This window comes from Kitasatospora sp. NPDC101447 (assembly GCF_044767225.1).
Taxonomy (GTDB): domain Bacteria; phylum Actinomycetota; class Actinomycetes; order Streptomycetales; family Streptomycetaceae; genus Kitasatospora.
Genome location: NZ_JBIWNL010000007.1, coordinates 105934 through 121612 on the forward strand (window position 1 = coordinate 105934; position 15679 = coordinate 121612).

The following is a 15679-nucleotide window of genomic DNA, read 5'->3' on the forward strand; positions in this document are numbered from 1 at the left end:
GTGGCGGCGCGCTTCATCGTCGAGGCGGACGGCGGGTCCCGGGGCAACCCGGGGCCGGCCGGCTACGGCGCGGTGGTCCGGGACGGGGACACCGGGCAGATCGTCGCGGAGGCCGCCGAGTTCATCGGCCACGCCACCAACAACGTGGCCGAGTACCGGGGTCTGATCGCCGGCCTCAAGGCGGCCCGCGAGCTCGACCCGGACGCCTCGGTGGACGTCCGGATGGACTCCAAGCTCGTCGTCGAGCAGATGTCCGGGCGCTGGAAGATCAAGCACCCCGACATGCAGCCGCTCGCCGCCGAGGCCCGGACGGTCTTCCCGCGCGGCCGCGTCGCGTACACCTGGATCCCGCGCGAGCGGAACAAGGACGCCGACCGGCTGGCCAACGAGGCGATGGACGCGGGCAAGGCCGGGCGCCAGTGGGAGCCCAGGCCGAAGGCCCCGGCCGTCGCCGCGGCCGCCGACGAGCCGCCGCTGGAGACCGCCGCCCCGAAGGCCGGCTGGGCCGCCCCCGCCGACCTCGGCACCCCGACCACCTTCGTCCTGCTGCGCCACGGCGAGACCCCGCTCACCCCGGAGAAGCGGTTCTCGGGCAGCGGCGGCAGTGACCCGGAGCTCTCCGACAAGGGCCGCTGGCAGGCCGAGCGGGCCGCCGAGGCCCTCGCCGCGCGCGGCAGCGTCCAGGCGGTGGTGGCCTCCCCGATGCGCCGCACCCGGCAGACCGCCGAGACCGTCGCCGCCCGGCTGGGCCTGGAGGTCCGGTACGAGGACGGGCTGCGCGAGGTCGACTTCGGCGACTGGGAGGGCCTGACGTTCGCCGAGGTGCAGCAGCGCCACCCGGAGGACCTGTCGGCCTGGCTGGGCTCCGCCAAGGCCAAGCCGACCGGCAGCGCCGAGAGCTTCACCACCCTCACCCACCGGGCCGGCGTCGCCCGGGACAAGATCATCGCCCGGTACGCGGGGAAGACCGTGCTGGTGGTCTCGCACGTCAGCCCGATCAAGACGCTGGTCCGGCTGGCACTCGGCGCCCCGCCGGACTCGATGTACCGGATGGAGCTGAGCGCCGCCTCGATCTGCGCCGTCCAGTACTACTCGGACGGCAACGCCTCGCTGCGGCTGCTCAACGACACCTCGCACCTGCGCTGACCCGCCTCCCGGGACGGTCCCGCCTCCCGGGACGGTCCCGCCTCCCGGGGCGGTCCCGCGCCCCGGGGCGTCAGTGCACCTCGGTGACGACCACGTCCAGCTGCCACGGCTTGCGGGCGGTGCCCTCGGCCGCGAGCTCCACCCGGTGGCCCAGGTCCAGCAGCGCGTCCATCAGCTCGCCGGGCGTCTTCGGCTCGGCCCCGGCGACCAGGAGGTCCCGGACGAGCCGGCCCTTGGTGGCCTTGTTGAAGTGGCTGACCACGGTGCGCTTGCCGCCGCGCTCCTGCAGCACCCGGACGGTCGCGGTCCGGGCGGCCACCTCGCCGGCCGGCTTCCAGGCCGCCGCGTACGCGGAACTGCGCAGGTCCAGCACCAGCCCGTCCGCGACCTCCGGGAGGACGGCGGCCGTCGCGCCCCGCCAGTACGCCCCGAGCGCCCCCGGGCCGGGGAGCTTCACGCCCATCGAGCAGCGGTAGGACGGGATCCGGTCGGAGATCCGCACGGCGCCCCAGAGGCCGGAGAAGACCAGCAGCGAACGCTCGGCCCGGTCGTACGCGGCGGGGTCCAGGGTGGCCAGGCCGAGGTTGTCGAACAGCACCCCGGTGTAGACCTCGCCCGCCGGGCGGGCGCCGGCGGTCGGCAGCCCGGCGTTCTTGGCGATCTCGCCGCGCAGGCCGGGGGACAGGCCCAGCACCTCGGCGGCGGTGTCCTCGTCACCCCGGCAGAGGCCGACCAGCGCGTCCAGCACCGTCGCGCGCGCCGCCGTCAGTCCGGGCAGCGACAGCCGGTCCAGCGCCACCGGCCCGCCGTCCCCGGACCCGGCCTTGCCCTCCGAGGGCGGCAACAGCACCAGCACAGCGGACTCCTCAACAGTTTGTGGCGACGGACCCCGCCACCCTACTGCGACCGCTCCGGCTCCCGACGCCACGCGGAGGGGCGGGAGGTTACGGCGCTCCGGCCGCCGTCCGCACCCCTGCCCGCCGCAAACCGCACCGCGCTGCTCCCGCTTCGCACCGCTCCTCTCCCGCTTCGCACCGCGCTGCTCCCGCTTCGCACCGCGCTGCTCCCGCTCCGCCACCGCTCCGCGCCGGCGGCCCGGGGCGGTGGCGAGAATCCGGTGGGAACATCCCCCACCCGCCGCTACCGTGAGCAGCGAGGAGAGTGATCGAGATGACCCTGCGACCCCTGGACCTGGTGCCCGACGACGGTGACGCCGTGGAGGAGTCCCTGTCCGTGCGACTGCCCGCCGGTCTGCCGGAGGAGACCCGGCAGGCGCTGGAGTTCGCGCTGCGGGCGACGGCGCAGGCGGTGATGGCCGGGCGGGTGCGGGTGACGGAGGCGCCCGGCGGGGCGGACACCGCCGAGCTGGCCTTCGAGGTCCGGCAGTCCGAGGTGCCCGAGGCGCTCACCGAGCAGGCCCGGCCGGACAGGGCCGAGCGCCGGGCGGCCATGGTGGCCCGGATCCGCGCCGCCAACGCGGAGACGCTGGAGAGGCTGAAGGACCTGTGACGACCCTCACCGAGTACCTGGACCTGGAGGACGTCACCTACCTCGCCGGCGGCCCGGAGAACATCCGCGACCTCGGTGGGCTGCTCTCGGCGATCGCCCGCCCGCAGGCGAGCGTGTTCGGCGACGACGCCTACCCGGACCTCTGGTCCAAGGCGGCCGCACTCGGGCAGAGCCTGGCCCGCAACCACCCCCTGGTCGACCGCAACAAGCGCACCGCCTTCGAGGCGATGCTGCTGTTCCTGGACTACAACGGCGAGCCGTACACCGACCCGCACCCGGACGACGCCGTGGCGTTCATGCTGCGGCTGGCCACCGGCGGGTACGACGACGCGGTCGCGCTCGCGGCGAAGGACCTGAAGTCCCTGCTGGGACGCTGAGCCTTCGTCCGGAATCACCTGATTCGCCCTACGCTGCCTCCATGCCTCGCCGAAAACTGCGCGTCAAGGCCGCCGACTCCGCCCGGATCAACACCGAGCTGACCGAACTCCGCTCCCGCCTGGAGATCCACACCGAGTGGCCGGAGCCGGTGCTCGCCGAGGCGGAGGAGGCGGCCGAGCGCCCCCGCCTGCCCGAGGACGACGCCACCGAGCTGCCGCTGTTCACCGTCGACCCGCCCGGCTCCCGCGACCTCGACCAGGCCATGCACCTCACCCACCGCGCCGGCGGCGGCTACCGGGTGTACTACGCGATCGCGGACGTGGCCGCCTTCGTCCGCCCGGGCGGCGCGATCGACGCCGAGGCCCGCCGCCGGGTCGAGACCCTCTACTTCCCGGACCACCGCGTCCCGCTGCACCCCACCCGGATCTCCGAGGACGCCGCCAGCCTGCTGCCGGGCGAGCCCCGGCCCGCCCTGCTCTGGCAGCTGGACCTGGACGCCGACGGCGCCGTCGTCCTCGCCGACCTGCGCCGCGCGCTGGTCCGCTCGCACCGCCGGCTGGACTACGCCGCCGTCGAACGCGCCGTGGAGCTCGGCGGCGCCGACGAACAGCTCGCCCTGCTCGCCACCGTCGGACGGCTGCGCGAGGAGCAGGAGCGCGCCCGGGGCGGGATCAGCCTGCCGGTGCCCGAGCAGGAGGTCGAGGAGACCCTGCACGGCTACGTCCTCGGCTACCGTGCGCCCGGACCGGCCGACGGCTGGAACGCCCAGATCTCGCTGCTCACCGGCATGGCCGCGGCCGAGCTGATGCTGGACGCGGGCGTCGGCCTGCTGCGCACCCTGCCCGCCGCGCCCGCCGCCGCGTACGAGCGGCTGCGCCGGATCGCCGCCGCACTGGACGTGGACTGGCCGCAGGCGCTCCCGTACCCGGAGCTGATCCGCTCGCTGGACCCGGACGTGCCGCTGAACGCCGCCTTCCTGAACGCCTGTACGGGCCTGCTGCGCGGCGCCGGCTACCACGCCTTCGACGAGTCCTGCGGCCTGCCCGCGCCCGCCGAGCCGGGCCACGCCGCGCTCGCCGCCCCGTACGCGCACTGCACCGCGCCGCTGCGCCGGCTCGGCGACCGCTTCGCACTGGAGGTCTGCGCGGCGGTGGCGGCGGGGGAGGACGTGCCGGACTGGGCGCGGGAGGCGCTGCCGTCCGTGCCGGAGCTGATGGCCGGCGGGGACCGCCGCGCGGCCGAGGTCGAACGCCTCTGCGTGGACCTGGTGGAGGCGGAGCTGCTGGCCGGCCGGGAGGGCGAGGACTTCTCCGCGGTGGTCGTCGACGTGGACGAGAAGCGGCCCGGCTCGGGCACCGTGCAGCTGCGCGATCCGGCCGTCCGGGCGCGCTGCGAGTCGCCGGGCGCCGGTGCGGCGGCGGGCGCGACCGGGGGTGCAGCCGGTCCGCTGCCGCTCGGTCGGGTGATCGACGTCCGGCTGACGAAGGCCGACCCGGCCACCCGGACCGTCCGCTTCGCGGCGGTGTGACCGGGGCCCGCCCCCCAGCCTGCTCCGCCCGCCGCCGCGCCCGCCTGCCCCGCGCCGCCGCGCCCCCCGCCGCCGCGCCCGCCCCTGGTGCCCCGCCCGCCACCCGCACGCCGGCCGCCCGCCACCCGGACGGTCCGTCCCGCCGCCCCGCCCCCGGCCCGCGATGGGAGGATCGGTCCGTGCTCGATGCCCAGCCCCCCGCCGTCGCCCCCGCGTCCGCCCCCGATCCCGGCCCCGGTCGGCGCCGCCGCCTGCTCGTCCTGGCGATCTGCTGCCTGAGCCTGTTCATCGTCGGCCTGGACAACACCGTGGTGAACATCGCGCTGCCCGCGATCCAGCGGGACCTGCGCGCCCCGGCCTCCGGGCTGCAGTGGATCATCGACGCCTACACCCTGGTGCTGGCCTCGCTGCTGATGCTGTTCGGCTCGGTGGCCGACCGGTTCGGCCGCCGCCGGGTGTTCCAGACCGGGCTGGTGTGTTTCGCGCTCGGCTCGCTGCTGTGCAGCCTGGCGCCGAGCCTGGGCTGGCTGGTGGCCTTCCGGGCGCTGCAGGCGGTGGGCGGCTCGATGCTCAACCCGGTGGCGATGTCGATCATCACCAACACCTTCACCGATCCCAGGGAGCGGGCCCGGGCGATCGGCGTCTGGGGCGGGGTGGTCGGCATCTCGATGGCGCTCGGCCCGCTGCTCGGCGGCTTCCTGGTGGACGGCGCGGGCTGGCCGTCGATTTTCCTGATCAACGTCCCGGTCGCGCTGCTCGCCATCGCGCTGACGGCCCGCTACGTCCCGGAGTCCCGCTCGCCCCGGCCGCGCCGACTGGACCCGGTGGGGCAGCTGCTGATGATCGTGCTGCTCGGCTGCGGCACCGCCGCGATCATCGAGGGCCCGGGCAACGGCTGGACCTCCCCGCTGATCCTGGCGCTCGGCGCGGCCGCGCTGGCCGCGCTGGTGGCGTTCCCGCTGTGGGAGCGGCGGGTGGCCGAGCCGCTGGTGGACCCCCGGTTCTTCGCCAGCGCGCCGTTCACCGGGGCGACCGTCACCGCGGTCTGCGCCTTCGCCGCACTCGGCGGCTTCCTCTTCCTCAACACCCTCTACCTCCAGGTCGTCCGGCACTACGACCCGGTCGAGGCCGGGCTGTGGACGCTGCCGATGGCCGGGATGATGCTGGTCTGCGCGCCGCTGTCCGGACGGATCGTGGGCAGTCGGGGCCCGCGCCTGCCGCTGGTCGCGGCCGGGCTCGGCCTCGCGGCGAGCGGCCTGCTGCTCACCCGGCTCGCCGCCGACTCCCCGCCGGCGCTGCTGCTGGTCGCGTACGCGCTGTTCGGCTTCGGCTTCGGCATGGTGAACGCGCCGATCACCAACGCCGCCGTCTCCGGCATGCCGCGCGCCCAGGCGGGCGTGGCGGCGGCGGTCGCCTCGACCAGCCGTCAGATCGGCCAGTCGCTGGGCGTCGCGGTGATCGGTACGGTCGTCACCTCGGCGGTGGTCGGCCCGGTCGTGAGCGGTTTCGCCCCGGCCAGCCGCACCGGCTGGTGGATCCTGGTGGGCCTCGGCGGCGCGATCCTCGTCCTGGGCCTGGTCACCACCGGCGCCTGGGCGAGCGGGACGGCCGCCCGGGTCGCCGCCCGCCTCGGCAGCGAGCCGCCGGCGGTGCGGTCCGGTGTACGGGAGGCGCCGCCCGAGCGGCTACGATGACCACTACGGCGGAAGAGCCGGCCGGGCGGTCGCGACGGGTCCCAGACCCGCCGAGGAACGTCCGGGCTCCACAGAGCAGGGTGGTGGGTAACGCCCACCCGGGGTGACCCGCGGGACAGTGCCACAGAAAACAGACCGCCCACCGCTTCCGGCGGTGGGTAAGGGTGAAACGGTGGTGTAAGAGACCACCAGCGACCGGGGTGACCCGGCCGGCTAGGTAAACCCCACCTGGAGCAAGGTCAAGATCGGTGCCCTCGGGCACCGTGCGCGGACGATTGAAGGCTGCTCGCCCGAGTCCGCGGGTGGACCGCACGAGGCTGTCGGCAACGGCAGCCCTAGATGGATGGCCGCCTCCCCGGGCCGCGCGAGCAACCCGGGAGACAGAACCCGGCGTACAGGCCGACTCTTCCGCCCCCTTCCCCGCCCCCGGGCGGGCGCGCGCCGCAGCCACGCGGGATGCGCCCCCCCCGCGACGACGCTGTTCCCCGCGACTACGCGGGATGCGCGCCGACGGCGTCGCGGATCTGCTCGCCGAGCCCGCCGTTGACCCGGGCGCAGTTGGCGCAGCAGAAGAACATCCCGGCCACTTCGACGCCGTGACCCACGATGCGGACGTTGCACTGCTCGCAGCGGGGCGCGAGCTTCTCCATTGCGCACTCGAAGCTGTCGAACGTGTAGGTGTCGCCGGTGACCGTCTTGATCTCGAAGGCCAGCCAGTAGTCGTTGCCGCAGGTGACGCAGATGGCCATGGCGGCCGTCTCCTTCCGGTGGGGCCGCTCCCGGCGGGGCGGCTGTTCCCAGTGTCGAAGGCCCGGTCGGCGGCGGCCACCCGGCGGGACTGTCGGGGCGGACCCGGGCTCAGTCCGAGGACGGGCCCTGGCGTTCGGAGAGCTCCTCCAGGGCACGGACGGCGCGTTCGGCGTCGTCGGCGGCGACGAACAGGTGGTCGTGGTGGAAGCCGGCCACCACGTTGCAGCTGATCCCGTCCTCGGCGAGTCGCGTGGCGACGGCCGCGGTCAGGCCGACGGCCTCCAGCGCCGAGTGGATCTGCAGGGTGATCCAGGCCGCCACGTAGTCGTAGCGCAGCCCGAGGGCGTCCGCCTCCTCCTGGGCGACCACCACCGTGACCCCCTCGGGCTCGGCGACGGTCACCACCGGCCGCATGCCGGCGGGCACCTTCGCGGGGAGCGTGCAGTAGACGTACCGCCCCGGGTTGAGCAGCGGGCGCATTCCGCGCAGCAGCGTCGCAAGATCTCGTTCTCCGGCCATGCCCGCCACCGTAGCGGCTGGGTGGTGGCGGAGTCCGGGCCTGGCGGCCGTGTCGGGCGCGGCCGGGCGGGCCGCCGGGGGAACCATCGGTACGACTGCTGGACGACTGTCGGCGACATATCGGTGAACCGTTGACGAGCGACAGTCACCGATATATCGTCGAACTATCGAGACAGTGACTCGACTGTCTCGGAGAACCAGGAGGTGGGCGCCATGCGCTCAGGAATGCGATTTCGTGGAGAGGGTCCGCGCGGCGGTGGTCGCCGGCGCGGGCCGGGGCCGGACCTCCGGGGAATGCCCGGGGAGGCCTTCGAGGGCCGGGAGGCGTTCGGCGGGTTCGGTCCGCCGTTCGGCGGCGGTGGCCCCGGGCGGCCGATGGGCGGCCCGTTCGGGCACGGCTTCGGTGGCCACGGCGGTCGGCGGGGCGGCCCGCACGGGCGGCGCGGCGGCCGGGCCCGGCGCGGTGACGTGCGGGCCTCGCTGCTGGCGCTGCTCAAGGAGCGGCCGATGCACGGCTACGAGATGATCGCCGAGATCACCGAACGGACCGGCGGGGCCTGGCGGCCCAGCCCGGGTTCGATCTACCCCAACCTCCAGCTGCTGGAGGAGGAGGGCCTGATCACCGCGGAGGAGGTCGGCGGCAAGCGGCTGGTCTCGCTCACCGAGGCGGGCCGGGCCGAGGCCGAGGCCGGACCGGCGGAGCCGTGGGCGGAGGCCGGCCGTGAGGTCGATTGGGAGGCCGTCCAGGAGGTCGGCCAGGCGCTCGCCGCGGTCGACCAGGCGATCCGGCAGGTCATGGCGACCGGGACGGAGACGCAGCGCGCCAAGGGCCTGGCCGTGCTGACCGAGGCCCGCAAGAAGCTGTACCTCATCCTCGCCGAGGATGACTGACCGGCGCGGGGGGAGACGCACCGGCGCGACGGGCGGTGCCGCTGCTCAGGGGTGGACCAGGAACAGGGCCACGCAGACCAGCAGCAGCACCGCCCAGCCGAACCAGAGCCAGCCGTTGGGCCCGATCGTCACCGTGTAGAGGCTCACCGCCAGCAGCAGCACCCCGGTGACCCCGGCGACCTGCCGGTTGTGGTGCGCGACCGCGCGCGAGCTGCTTCGCGGGTGCCGTACCGACCTGGCCATGCCGACCTCCCGGGGAAGGCGATGGGGGAGCGGGCGGCCCGCCGGCCGGAGGCTCCGTCAGCCGGAGGCCTTGGCGGAGGCCGCCTCGTCGTACTCGTAGCGCCAGAACCAGCTCAGGCCCCGAACCTGCTTCGCCCGGACGTACACCAGTGTGCGCGCGGGGACGTCTCCGTGCGCGGGGACCGGGACGGTGTACTTCTTGGGCACGCCCAGCATCGGCCCCAGCGGGATCGGGAGGACCTTCCCGTCCAGGGGGCCGCCTACGAACGCGGTGTCCGTGCTCTTCATCCCTCCAGGGTCTCACCTCCGCGGAGATGCCCGGCCGGCCCCGTCGGGTGACCGGGGGCGCCCTGGTGGGAGGGTGGGCGGGAGGCTTCGTGAGGGCGGAGTGCCGGGAGTGTGCCCGGGGTGCGCGCGGGAGTGTGACCGGAGAGGCACCGCCCCCGGTCATCCGGAGGGTCCGAGCACCCCTATCCTTGCCTGTACGCCCTCGGGGTTCACCCGGGTCAGCGGGCCCCGTACGGGCCGGGCTCGGCGCGGATCCGCGCGCTCTCCGGTCGATCCGGCGCGGACAGCGTGCTGCCGCGACTGCGTACCGTGACCCGGGCGTCGGCCGTCCGGTGACCCCGGGCCGCGGTCGACAGGGCGCGGACGGCAGGGCCGAGCACCCCGGGAAGCATGCGGGGGCATCGTGCGTTGCGTCGGAGTGTACGTCGAACGCTGTGTCGCACCAGGCACGGCAGTTGCGCGGAAGGGGCCCGATGGAAGCCGGCGGCAGGTGGACGACCTGGTGGCAGAAGCGTGATCGTCAGCGGGCCAGGGCAGGGGGCGCGGACGGCCCGGCCGCCGGGCTGGATCAGCTGCTCGGCGCGGTGCGCGCCGGTTTCCCGCTCGCGCCCGCCGCCCATCCGACCGGCTACCGCTGTTCCTGCGACCGGGTGGCCTGTCCGGCCCCGGCCCAGCACCCGGTCTCCTTCGCCTGGCAGACCCAGGCCACCACCGACCCCGAGCAGCTGTCCCGCTGGCTCGCCCGCGACCCGAACGCCAACTTCATCACCGCCACCGGCCGGGTGCACGACGTGCTGGACGTCCCGGCGGAGGCCGGACGGCTGGCGCTGGAGCGGCTGACCGCCCTGGGCGTCGAGGGCCCGGTCGCCGCGGTCGGCGAGGACCGCTACCTCTTCTTCACCGCCACCCGCGGCACCCCGCAGGACGAGGACGAGTGGTGGCCCAGCGCGCTCGACTCCACCCCGGACACCATGTCCGAGCACCCCGGCCTGCGCTGGCACTGCCGCGGCTCGTACACCCTGCTCCCACCGGCCGCGCTGCCGGACGGCTCCCGGGTGCAGTGGCTACGCGGGCCCGAGCAGCCGCTGCCGGACCCGCTGCGCGTGCTGGACGTGCTGACCGACGCCTGCACCGAGGTGGGCGCCGTCGCCGAGGAGCAGTGGCTCATCGGCTAGGCGCCGGCACCCGCTAGGGAAGCGCTACGGAAGCGCTACGGAAGGGTGAGGATCTCCGCGCCGTCCGCGGTGACCACCAGGGTGTGCTCGAACTGGGCCGTGCGCTTGAGGTCCTTGGTGACGACCGTCCAGCCGTCCGGCCAGATCTCGTAGTCGTAGGTGCCCAGGGTCAGCATCGGCTCGATGGTGAAGGTCATGCCCGGCTTGATCACCTCGGTGGCCCGGTCGCTGTCGTAGTGCGGGACGATCAGGCCGGAGTGGAACGACGTGTTGATGCCGTGTCCGGTGAAGTCCCGTACCACGCCGTAGTCGAAGCGCTTGGCGTAGGACTCGATGACCCGTCCGATGACGTTGATCTGACGGCCCGGCTTGACCGCCTTGATCGCCCGGTTGAGGGATTCCCGGGTGCGCTCGACCAGCAGCCGGGACTCCTCGTCCACGTCGCCGACCAGGTAGGTGGCGTTGAGGTCGCCGTGCACCCCGTGGATGTACGCGGTGGCGTCGATGTTGACGATGTCGCCGTCCTGCAGCACGGTCGAGTCCGGGATGCCGTGGCAGATCACCTCGTTGATCGAGGTGCAGACCGACTTGGGGAAGCCCCGGTAACCCAGGTCGGACGGGTAGGCGCCGTGGTCGCACATGTACTCGTGGGCGACGACGTCCAGCTCGTCGGTGGTGACACCGGGGGCGATCAGCTTGGCCGCCTCCTCCATCGCCCGGGCGGCGATCCCGCCCGCGATCCGCATCTTCTCGATCGTCTCGGCGGTCTGCACCTCGGGCCCGGTGTACGGCGTCGGGGCGGGCCGCCCGACGTACTCGGGACGCGCGATGTGCGCCGGGACCTTGCGGGTGGGGGACTGGATGCCGGGTACGAGAGCCATGGCCGCGAGTCTAGTCGCCGGGCCCGGCCGGGACGGGCGGTGTGCGGACCCACCCGGGCCGGGGAATGATCGGTACCGACCCATCCGCCTGAACGGGAGTACGCCATGCCCTTCGGATTCAACCGCAAGCCGACCGGGAAGCCCGGCGAGTGGTTCTACTGCATCAAGCACGGAAAGGTCGAGGAGGGCCCGGAGTGCCCGGCCAAGGACCGCCTGGGGCCGTACGACAGCCCCGAGGAGGCCGCCCACGCGCTGCAGATCGCGGACGAGCGCAACCGGGAGTGGCGCAACGACCCGCGGTGGAGCGACAAGCCCGAGGACGGGACGGCCGAGTAGACGGCGTCGGCGTCGGGCCGCAGCCGGCAGGGCGCGCAGCCGGGAGGGCGTGCGGCGCGCAGTGGGGAGGTCAGTGCGGGTCGGGGGCGGTGAAGTACTCCTCGTCCACGCTCAGCACGACGAGGCGCCGCCCGCCCGCGAGGGCCTGGGCGGCGGCCTGGTCCACGGGCGGCGCGGGCCGGGACTCCCGGTCCGCCCAGGCCTTCGTGGTGGCGTTCGGCGCCGCGAGCTTCCAGGGGAAGCCCGCGCCCGGGGTCGGGGCGCCGCTCGGGTCCTTCCGCTCGTCGAAGGCCAGGCTCACCCCGAGCAGGTCGTGGTCCCCGTCGGTGCGGGGGAAGCCGTACCAGAGCGCCTCGCCGGGCCGGGGCGAGGCGTTGGAGTCGGTGCCCTGGGCGCCCTGGGCGGCCATCGCCTGGTCCCAGCGCGACCGGGCCTGCTGTGGATCGCCGCTCACCGCCAGGTACCTGACCACCTGTCGGCGGCACTTCGGGGCCGGCCAGTGCACCCCGGAGCCGTCGGACCGGCCGGGATCGACGCCGCAGCCGTCCTGCACGCCCTCGCCGATCGGCTGGGCGCCGGAGAGCGCCGGGAGCAGCACGGCCAGCCGCCGGTCGATCTCGGCGGCCAGGGACCGGTCGGCGGCGGCGACCTCGGGGGAGGCGGCCAGGGCGGCGACGTCCGGCGGCTGCGGGGCGAGCGTGCCGCCGACCGCGCGGGGGGCCGGGGCCCGGTCCGCGGCCCGGTCGCCCGGTGACAGCGCCCAGTTGAGCGTGCCGGCCACGGCGGCGGCCACGACGATCCCCACGGCCGCCCACGGCTTCCAGCCCCCGGTTCTCATGCCGGGCAGTCTGTCACAGCGTGGCAGCCGCCCCGGTGGACTTCTCCGGCTCCCGTCCGGCTGCCCGTTCCTGCAGCGTCGTTTCCCGCTCGGCCCGTTCGTGTTCGGCGCGGACGGCGGCGGCGTGCGGGTCGGTGCGGTCGTCGTAGGCGAGCAGCCTCGGCAGCGCGGCGGCGACCGCGAGGACGGCGACGACGCAGGCGACACCGCCGGTCCAGACGGCGGCGCGCACGCCGATCAGCCCGGCCACGGTGCCCGCCCGGACCTGGCCGAGCTGCGGTCCGACCGAGTAACTGAGCAGCTCGACACCGGCCATCCGGCCGCGGACCGCGTCCGGGATGGACTGGTTCCACATGGTCGAGCGGGCCAGCCCGCTGATCTCGTCGGCGCCGCCGGCCAGGGCCAGCCCGAGCAGCACCAGCCAGACGTTCCCGGACAGCCCGGCCAGCGCCATCGCCGCGCCCCAGCCGACGGCGGCGGCCAGCAGCAGCCGCCCGTGCCGGTGCACCCGGGACGTCCAGCCGCTGGTCGCCCCGACCAGCAGGGCGCCGGCGGCGGAGGCCGCGTACATCGGGCCGAGCGCCCAGTCCGCGCCCAACTCCGAGGCCAGGAAGGGGAAGACGGCCACCGGGTAGGCGAACAGCATGGCGCACACGTCGATCGCGTAGGTGCCCAGCAGGTCCTTGCGGCTCCACGCGTACCGGACGCCGGTCAACACCGCCTGCACCGAAGGCCGTTCGGCGCCGGTGGCGGGCGGCACCGCCTTGATCCGGACGAGCAGCAGCAGCGAGGCGCCGAAGGTGAGCACGTCCAGCGCGTACGCCGTCTGCACCCCGGCGAGCGCCACCACGACACCGGCCAGCGCCGGCCCGGCCACCGAAGCGGCGTTGTGGTACAGGGACTTGAGGGCGAACGCGGCGGTCAGGTGCTGGTGCGGGACGATCCGCGGGGTGAGCGAGTCGAGGGCCGGGCGCTGCACGCCGTCGGCGGCCGCGACCAGCGCGGCGACCAGGTAGATCGGCCAGAGCAGCGGGTGCGGCAGCAGGGCGTTGAGCAGCAGCAGCCCGGCCAGTACGCCGAGCGCGGCCTCGGCGCGCAGCACCAGCTTGCGGCGGTCCAGGGCGTCGGCGAGGGCTCCGCCCCACAGGCCGAAGACGATCAGCGGGACGAGTTCGACGGCGCCGATCAGGCCGACCGCGAAGGAGGAGCCGGTGAGCTCCTTGATCTGCATCGGCACGGCGACGAGCGTGAGGAAGCTGCCGAAGCTGGTGACGCAGCCGGACGTCCAGAGGTAGCGGAAGTCGCGCGACGCACGCCACGGCGACAGGTCGGGCGTCAGCGAGCGCAGGGCCGACCGGATCCGCCCGGGCGCGGAGGTATGCGGGGGTTCGTCGACGTTCACGAACCATCATCCTGAGCCGGGCCCCACCCCTCCCGCAAAGGGTTTTCGAGCCGCCCGCCGTTGTGTACACCTGGTACAGAACGTACGCTTGGGCGCATGACGCAGCCGCTGCCCATAGAGTCGATCCGCGATGTCCGCGCGCACTTGGCCGAGGTCGTCGAGCGGGCGGACCGGGACGACGTCCCCACCGTGATCACGCGCAGGGGCAAGCAGGTCGCCGCCGTCGTGTCGATCGAGGTCCTCCGGAAGTACCAGGAGTGGGAAGAGCGCGAGATCAACCGGATCATCGACGCGCGCATGGCCGACCCTTCGCAGGGCGTCCCGATCGAGGACGTCATGAGGGAGACGCTGGCCCGCAGTGAGTGAGTACCGCACCGTCTTCCGGCCGGAGGCCCGGGACGAACTCCGGAAGATCCCCCGCGACACCGCGCTCCGCATCCTGGCCAAGCTGACCGAGCTGGAAAGCGATCCGTTCGGCTTCAACACCACCGCGCTCGTGTCGCAGCCCGACCGCAGACGCCTGCGCGTGGGTGACTACCGGATCATCTACACGATCGACAACGGACAGTTGGTGGTGTGGGTCGTCCACATCGGCCACCGTTCCACGGTCCACCGCACGTGATGCCGCGGCGTTGGTGACCGGGCGTTCGTGACCCGGGCGTTCGGGCGGGCTACCAGCGGCTGAGCCCGGGGGCCGAGGTCAGCCGGCCGGCGAGGTCGGCCAGGCGGTCGAGGGTGGAGCGGCGGCCGGTCGGCCGGCCGGCGGCGGCGCTGACCAGGTGCTGGGCCAGGTCGAAGGGTTCCTCGGCGGCGGTGCCGACGGCCAGCCGTTCGTGCGCCAGCCCGCCGAGGTCGCCCGGCGCGGTGGGGTCGGCGCCGTCCAGCGCGAGCACGGTGGCGCCGTGCCGCCGGGCGTCGTGCACCCGCTCCAGCAGCGGGGCGCCTGCCGCCTCCGGGGCGACCACCAGGACGGTGGCGCCGCGCCCGGCCCCGGTGAGCCGCCGCAGGTCGTGCGCCAGGTGGGCCGGCGCGCCGGCCGGCGGACGGTGCCGCAGCAGGGTGGGCGCCAGCCGGGGGACGGCCGACCACGCGGCCTCGTCCGCCAGGTGGGCGGCCAGGTGCCACGGCTCGTACGCCTCGGTGCCGACCAGCAGCAGGGCGTCCGCCCCGCGCCGCTGCACCGAGCGCCGCAGCGCCCCGGCGAAGCCGCCGACCGCCTCCGGCCAGCCCGTGCCCGCCAGCCGTTCCCGGAGTGCCGAAACTCTCACCGCGTCCATGCGGGCCAGGATGTCGCGCGGGGCCTGGGGTTTGGCAGGATCGGCCCATGACTTCCCTCGATTCAGCGACAAACCCGGCCCACGAGCTGCCGGACGTCTCGCAGCTGGTGGTCGGCGTCCTCGGCGGCACCGGCGACCAGGGGCGGGGCCTGGCCCTGCGGCTGGCCAAGGCGGGCCAGCAGGTGATCATCGGTTCCCGTGACGCGGCCCGGGCCGAGGCCTCGGCCGCCGAGCTGGGCCTCGGCGTGCGCGGCGCCGACAACGCCACCGTCGCCCGGGAGAGCGACGTGGTCATCATCGCGGTCCCGTGGGACGGCCACGCCGCCACGCTGACCGCACTGCGCGAGGACCTGTCCGGCAAGATCGTCGTCGACTGCGTCAACCCGCTCGGCTTCGACAAGCAGGGCGCGTACGCGCTGAAGCCGGAGGAGGGCAGCGCCGCCGAGCAGGCCGCCGTGCTGCTGCCGGACTCCCGGGTCACCGCCGCCTTCCACCACCTCTCGGCGGTGCTGCTGCAGGACGAGTCGGTGGAGGCGATCGACACCGACGTCATGGTGCTCGGCGACGACCGCGCCGCCACCGACGTCGTGCGCGGCCTGGCCGCCCGGATCCCCGGCATGCGCGGCATCTACGCGGGCCGGCTGCGCAACGCCCACCAGGTCGAGGCGCTGGTGGCCAACCTGATCTCGGTCAACCGCCGCTACAAGGCCCACGCGGGCCTGCGGATCACCGACGTCTGACCGGTGGGTGCCGTGTCGACCTCACCCCTGGACCCGTTCCGGAGGTGAGGTCGGCGACAATGGGACGCGGCCGCGCCCCGGTCG

20 protein-coding genes and 1 other RNA gene are annotated in these 15679 nt (G+C 74.7%); 12 read left to right on the forward strand and 9 right to left on the reverse strand.

Annotated elements, in window-relative coordinates:
• Positions 1-1146 (forward strand): bifunctional RNase H/acid phosphatase, encoded by a 1146-nt coding sequence (locus ACIRST_RS12955; RefSeq protein ID WP_402802288.1) that lies wholly within the window; start codon positions 1-3, stop codon positions 1144-1146.
• Between the two features lie 70 nt (positions 1147-1216).
• Here ACIRST_RS12955 and yaaA read toward each other — a convergent pair whose 3' ends face one another.
• Positions 1217-2002 carry a peroxide stress protein YaaA gene (yaaA, locus tag ACIRST_RS12960; protein ID WP_350523274.1) on the reverse strand — a complete coding sequence of 262 codons (786 nt, stop codon included), beginning with the start codon at positions 2000-2002 and terminating at the stop codon, positions 1217-1219.
• Between the two features lie 314 nt (positions 2003-2316).
• On the opposite strand from yaaA, the gene ACIRST_RS12965 reads away from it, so the two are divergent.
• The 5 genes from ACIRST_RS12965 to rnpB all read left to right on the forward strand — a co-directional run bounded on the left by ACIRST_RS12965 (position 2317) and on the right by rnpB (position 6666).
• Positions 2317-2655 (forward strand): hypothetical protein, encoded by a 339-nt coding sequence (locus ACIRST_RS12965; protein ID WP_350523275.1) that lies wholly within the window; start codon positions 2317-2319, stop codon positions 2653-2655.
• Complete coding sequence (locus ACIRST_RS12970) at positions 2652-3032, forward strand: type II toxin-antitoxin system death-on-curing family toxin (RefSeq protein ID WP_396550875.1); 381 nt, start codon at positions 2652-2654, stop codon at positions 3030-3032. Before ACIRST_RS12965 ends, ACIRST_RS12970 begins: the two co-directional genes overlap by 4 nt.
• 41 nt (positions 3033-3073) lie before the next feature.
• Positions 3074-4561, forward strand: coding sequence for an RNB domain-containing ribonuclease (locus ACIRST_RS12975; RefSeq protein WP_402802292.1), 1488 nt, complete (start codon positions 3074-3076; stop codon positions 4559-4561).
• Between the two features lie 179 nt (positions 4562-4740).
• On the forward strand, positions 4741-6255 hold the full coding sequence (locus tag ACIRST_RS12980; RefSeq protein WP_402802293.1) for an MFS transporter: 1515 nt from the start codon (positions 4741-4743) through the stop codon (positions 6253-6255).
• Between the two features lie 13 nt (positions 6256-6268).
• An RNA gene (rnpB, locus tag ACIRST_RS12985) (RNase P RNA component class A) lies at positions 6269-6666 on the forward strand.
• 80 nt (positions 6667-6746) lie between these two features.
• On the opposite strand, the gene ACIRST_RS12990 is transcribed toward rnpB, so the two are convergent.
• Together ACIRST_RS12990 and ACIRST_RS12995 are read right to left on the reverse strand one after the other, a co-directional pair.
• A complete protein-coding gene (locus ACIRST_RS12990) occupies positions 6747-7004 on the reverse strand; it encodes a hypothetical protein (protein WP_030056921.1) in 258 nt (85 codons plus the stop codon).
• A gap of 109 nt (positions 7005-7113) precedes the next feature.
• The gene (locus tag ACIRST_RS12995) at positions 7114-7524 is read right to left on the reverse strand and encodes an ACT domain-containing protein (protein ID WP_350523277.1); all 411 of its coding nucleotides are present in this window, start codon (positions 7522-7524) and stop codon (positions 7114-7116) included.
• Positions 7525-7737: 213 nt separating this feature from the next.
• Between ACIRST_RS12995 and ACIRST_RS13000 the strand changes: the two genes are divergently transcribed.
• A complete protein-coding gene (locus tag ACIRST_RS13000) occupies positions 7738-8415 on the forward strand; it encodes a PadR family transcriptional regulator (protein WP_402802294.1) in 678 nt (225 codons plus the stop codon).
• A gap of 45 nt (positions 8416-8460) precedes the next feature.
• On the opposite strand, the gene ACIRST_RS13005 is transcribed toward ACIRST_RS13000, so the two are convergent.
• Both ACIRST_RS13005 and ACIRST_RS13010 read right to left on the reverse strand, forming a co-directional pair.
• On the reverse strand, positions 8461-8658 hold the full coding sequence (locus ACIRST_RS13005; protein WP_350523279.1) for a hypothetical protein: 198 nt from the start codon (positions 8656-8658) through the stop codon (positions 8461-8463).
• Between the two features lie 57 nt (positions 8659-8715).
• Positions 8716-8946, reverse strand: coding sequence for a hypothetical protein (locus tag ACIRST_RS13010; protein ID WP_350523280.1), 231 nt, complete (start codon positions 8944-8946; stop codon positions 8716-8718).
• Positions 8947-9419: 473 nt separating this feature from the next.
• On the opposite strand from ACIRST_RS13010, the gene ACIRST_RS13015 reads away from it, so the two are divergent.
• Positions 9420-10121 carry a bifunctional DNA primase/polymerase gene (locus ACIRST_RS13015; protein WP_350523281.1) on the forward strand — a complete coding sequence of 234 codons (702 nt, stop codon included), beginning with the start codon at positions 9420-9422 and terminating at the stop codon, positions 10119-10121.
• 35 nt (positions 10122-10156) lie between these two features.
• On the opposite strand, the gene map is transcribed toward ACIRST_RS13015, so the two are convergent.
• Positions 10157-11002 carry a type I methionyl aminopeptidase gene (map, locus tag ACIRST_RS13020; protein ID WP_402802295.1) on the reverse strand — a complete coding sequence of 282 codons (846 nt, stop codon included), beginning with the start codon at positions 11000-11002 and terminating at the stop codon, positions 10157-10159.
• 105 nt (positions 11003-11107) lie between these two features.
• Between map and ACIRST_RS13025 the strand changes: the two genes are divergently transcribed.
• Entirely contained in the window at positions 11108-11338 is a 231-nt protein-coding gene (locus ACIRST_RS13025) for a hypothetical protein (RefSeq protein WP_350523283.1), read from the forward strand.
• Positions 11339-11408: 70 nt separating this feature from the next.
• Here the strand turns inward: ACIRST_RS13025 and ACIRST_RS13030 are convergent, their stop codons facing one another.
• Both ACIRST_RS13030 and ACIRST_RS13035 read right to left on the reverse strand, forming a co-directional pair.
• Positions 11409-12176 (reverse strand): hypothetical protein, encoded by a 768-nt coding sequence (locus ACIRST_RS13030; RefSeq protein ID WP_402802297.1) that lies wholly within the window; start codon positions 12174-12176, stop codon positions 11409-11411.
• Between the two features lie 13 nt (positions 12177-12189).
• Positions 12190-13578 (reverse strand): MFS transporter, encoded by a 1389-nt coding sequence (locus ACIRST_RS13035; RefSeq protein WP_402802299.1) that lies wholly within the window; start codon positions 13576-13578, stop codon positions 12190-12192.
• 96 nt (positions 13579-13674) lie between these two features.
• On the opposite strand from ACIRST_RS13035, the gene ACIRST_RS13040 reads away from it, so the two are divergent.
• Positions 13675-13944 carry a type II toxin-antitoxin system Phd/YefM family antitoxin gene (locus ACIRST_RS13040; RefSeq protein ID WP_350523286.1) on the forward strand — a complete coding sequence of 90 codons (270 nt, stop codon included), beginning with the start codon at positions 13675-13677 and terminating at the stop codon, positions 13942-13944.
• Positions 13937-14200, forward strand: a complete 264-nt coding sequence (locus ACIRST_RS13045; RefSeq protein ID WP_350523287.1) for a type II toxin-antitoxin system RelE/ParE family toxin — start codon at positions 13937-13939, stop codon at positions 14198-14200. The genes ACIRST_RS13040 and ACIRST_RS13045 overlap by 8 nt, the downstream gene beginning before the upstream one ends.
• Before the next feature lie 49 nt (positions 14201-14249).
• Here ACIRST_RS13045 and ACIRST_RS13050 read toward each other — a convergent pair whose 3' ends face one another.
• Complete coding sequence (locus tag ACIRST_RS13050) at positions 14250-14855, reverse strand: hypothetical protein (protein WP_402802302.1); 606 nt, start codon at positions 14853-14855, stop codon at positions 14250-14252.
• A gap of 47 nt (positions 14856-14902) precedes the next feature.
• Between ACIRST_RS13050 and npdG the strand changes: the two genes are divergently transcribed.
• On the forward strand, positions 14903-15595 hold the full coding sequence (gene npdG / locus ACIRST_RS13055) for an NADPH-dependent F420 reductase (RefSeq protein ID WP_402802304.1): 693 nt from the start codon (positions 14903-14905) through the stop codon (positions 15593-15595).
• Positions 15596-15679 lie beyond the last annotated feature (84 nt).

What these genes read in the sequence shown, in the direction of transcription:
- ACIRST_RS12995 (WP_350523277.1), bottom strand. Translation starts at nt 7,524, where the DNA reads ATGGCCGGAGAACGAGATCTTGCGACGCTGCTGCGCGGAATGCGCCCG.
- ACIRST_RS13010 (WP_350523280.1), bottom strand. Translation starts at nt 8,946, where the DNA reads ATGAAGAGCACGGACACCGCGTTCGTAGGCGGCCCCCTGGACGGGAAG.
- ACIRST_RS13005 (WP_350523279.1), bottom strand. Translation starts at nt 8,658, where the DNA reads ATGGCCAGGTCGGTACGGCACCCGCGAAGCAGCTCGCGCGCGGTCGCG.
- ACIRST_RS13030 (WP_402802297.1), bottom strand. Translation starts at nt 12,176, where the DNA reads ATGAGAACCGGGGGCTGGAAGCCGTGGGCGGCCGTGGGGATCGTCGTG.
- npdG (WP_402802304.1), top strand. Translation starts at nt 14,903, where the DNA reads ATGACTTCCCTCGATTCAGCGACAAACCCGGCCCACGAGCTGCCGGAC.
- ACIRST_RS13015 (WP_350523281.1), top strand. Translation starts at nt 9,420, where the DNA reads ATGGAAGCCGGCGGCAGGTGGACGACCTGGTGGCAGAAGCGTGATCGT.
- ACIRST_RS12965 (WP_350523275.1), top strand. Translation starts at nt 2,317, where the DNA reads ATGACCCTGCGACCCCTGGACCTGGTGCCCGACGACGGTGACGCCGTG.
- map (WP_402802295.1), bottom strand. Translation starts at nt 11,002, where the DNA reads ATGGCTCTCGTACCCGGCATCCAGTCCCCCACCCGCAAGGTCCCGGCG.
- ACIRST_RS12975 (WP_402802292.1), top strand. Translation starts at nt 3,074, where the DNA reads ATGCCTCGCCGAAAACTGCGCGTCAAGGCCGCCGACTCCGCCCGGATC.
- ACIRST_RS13025 (WP_350523283.1), top strand. Translation starts at nt 11,108, where the DNA reads ATGCCCTTCGGATTCAACCGCAAGCCGACCGGGAAGCCCGGCGAGTGG.
- ACIRST_RS13050 (WP_402802302.1), bottom strand. Translation starts at nt 14,855, where the DNA reads ATGGACGCGGTGAGAGTTTCGGCACTCCGGGAACGGCTGGCGGGCACG.
- ACIRST_RS12990 (WP_030056921.1), bottom strand. Translation starts at nt 7,004, where the DNA reads ATGGCCATCTGCGTCACCTGCGGCAACGACTACTGGCTGGCCTTCGAG.
- ACIRST_RS13040 (WP_350523286.1), top strand. Translation starts at nt 13,675, where the DNA reads ATGACGCAGCCGCTGCCCATAGAGTCGATCCGCGATGTCCGCGCGCAC.
- ACIRST_RS13000 (WP_402802294.1), top strand. Translation starts at nt 7,738, where the DNA reads ATGCGCTCAGGAATGCGATTTCGTGGAGAGGGTCCGCGCGGCGGTGGT.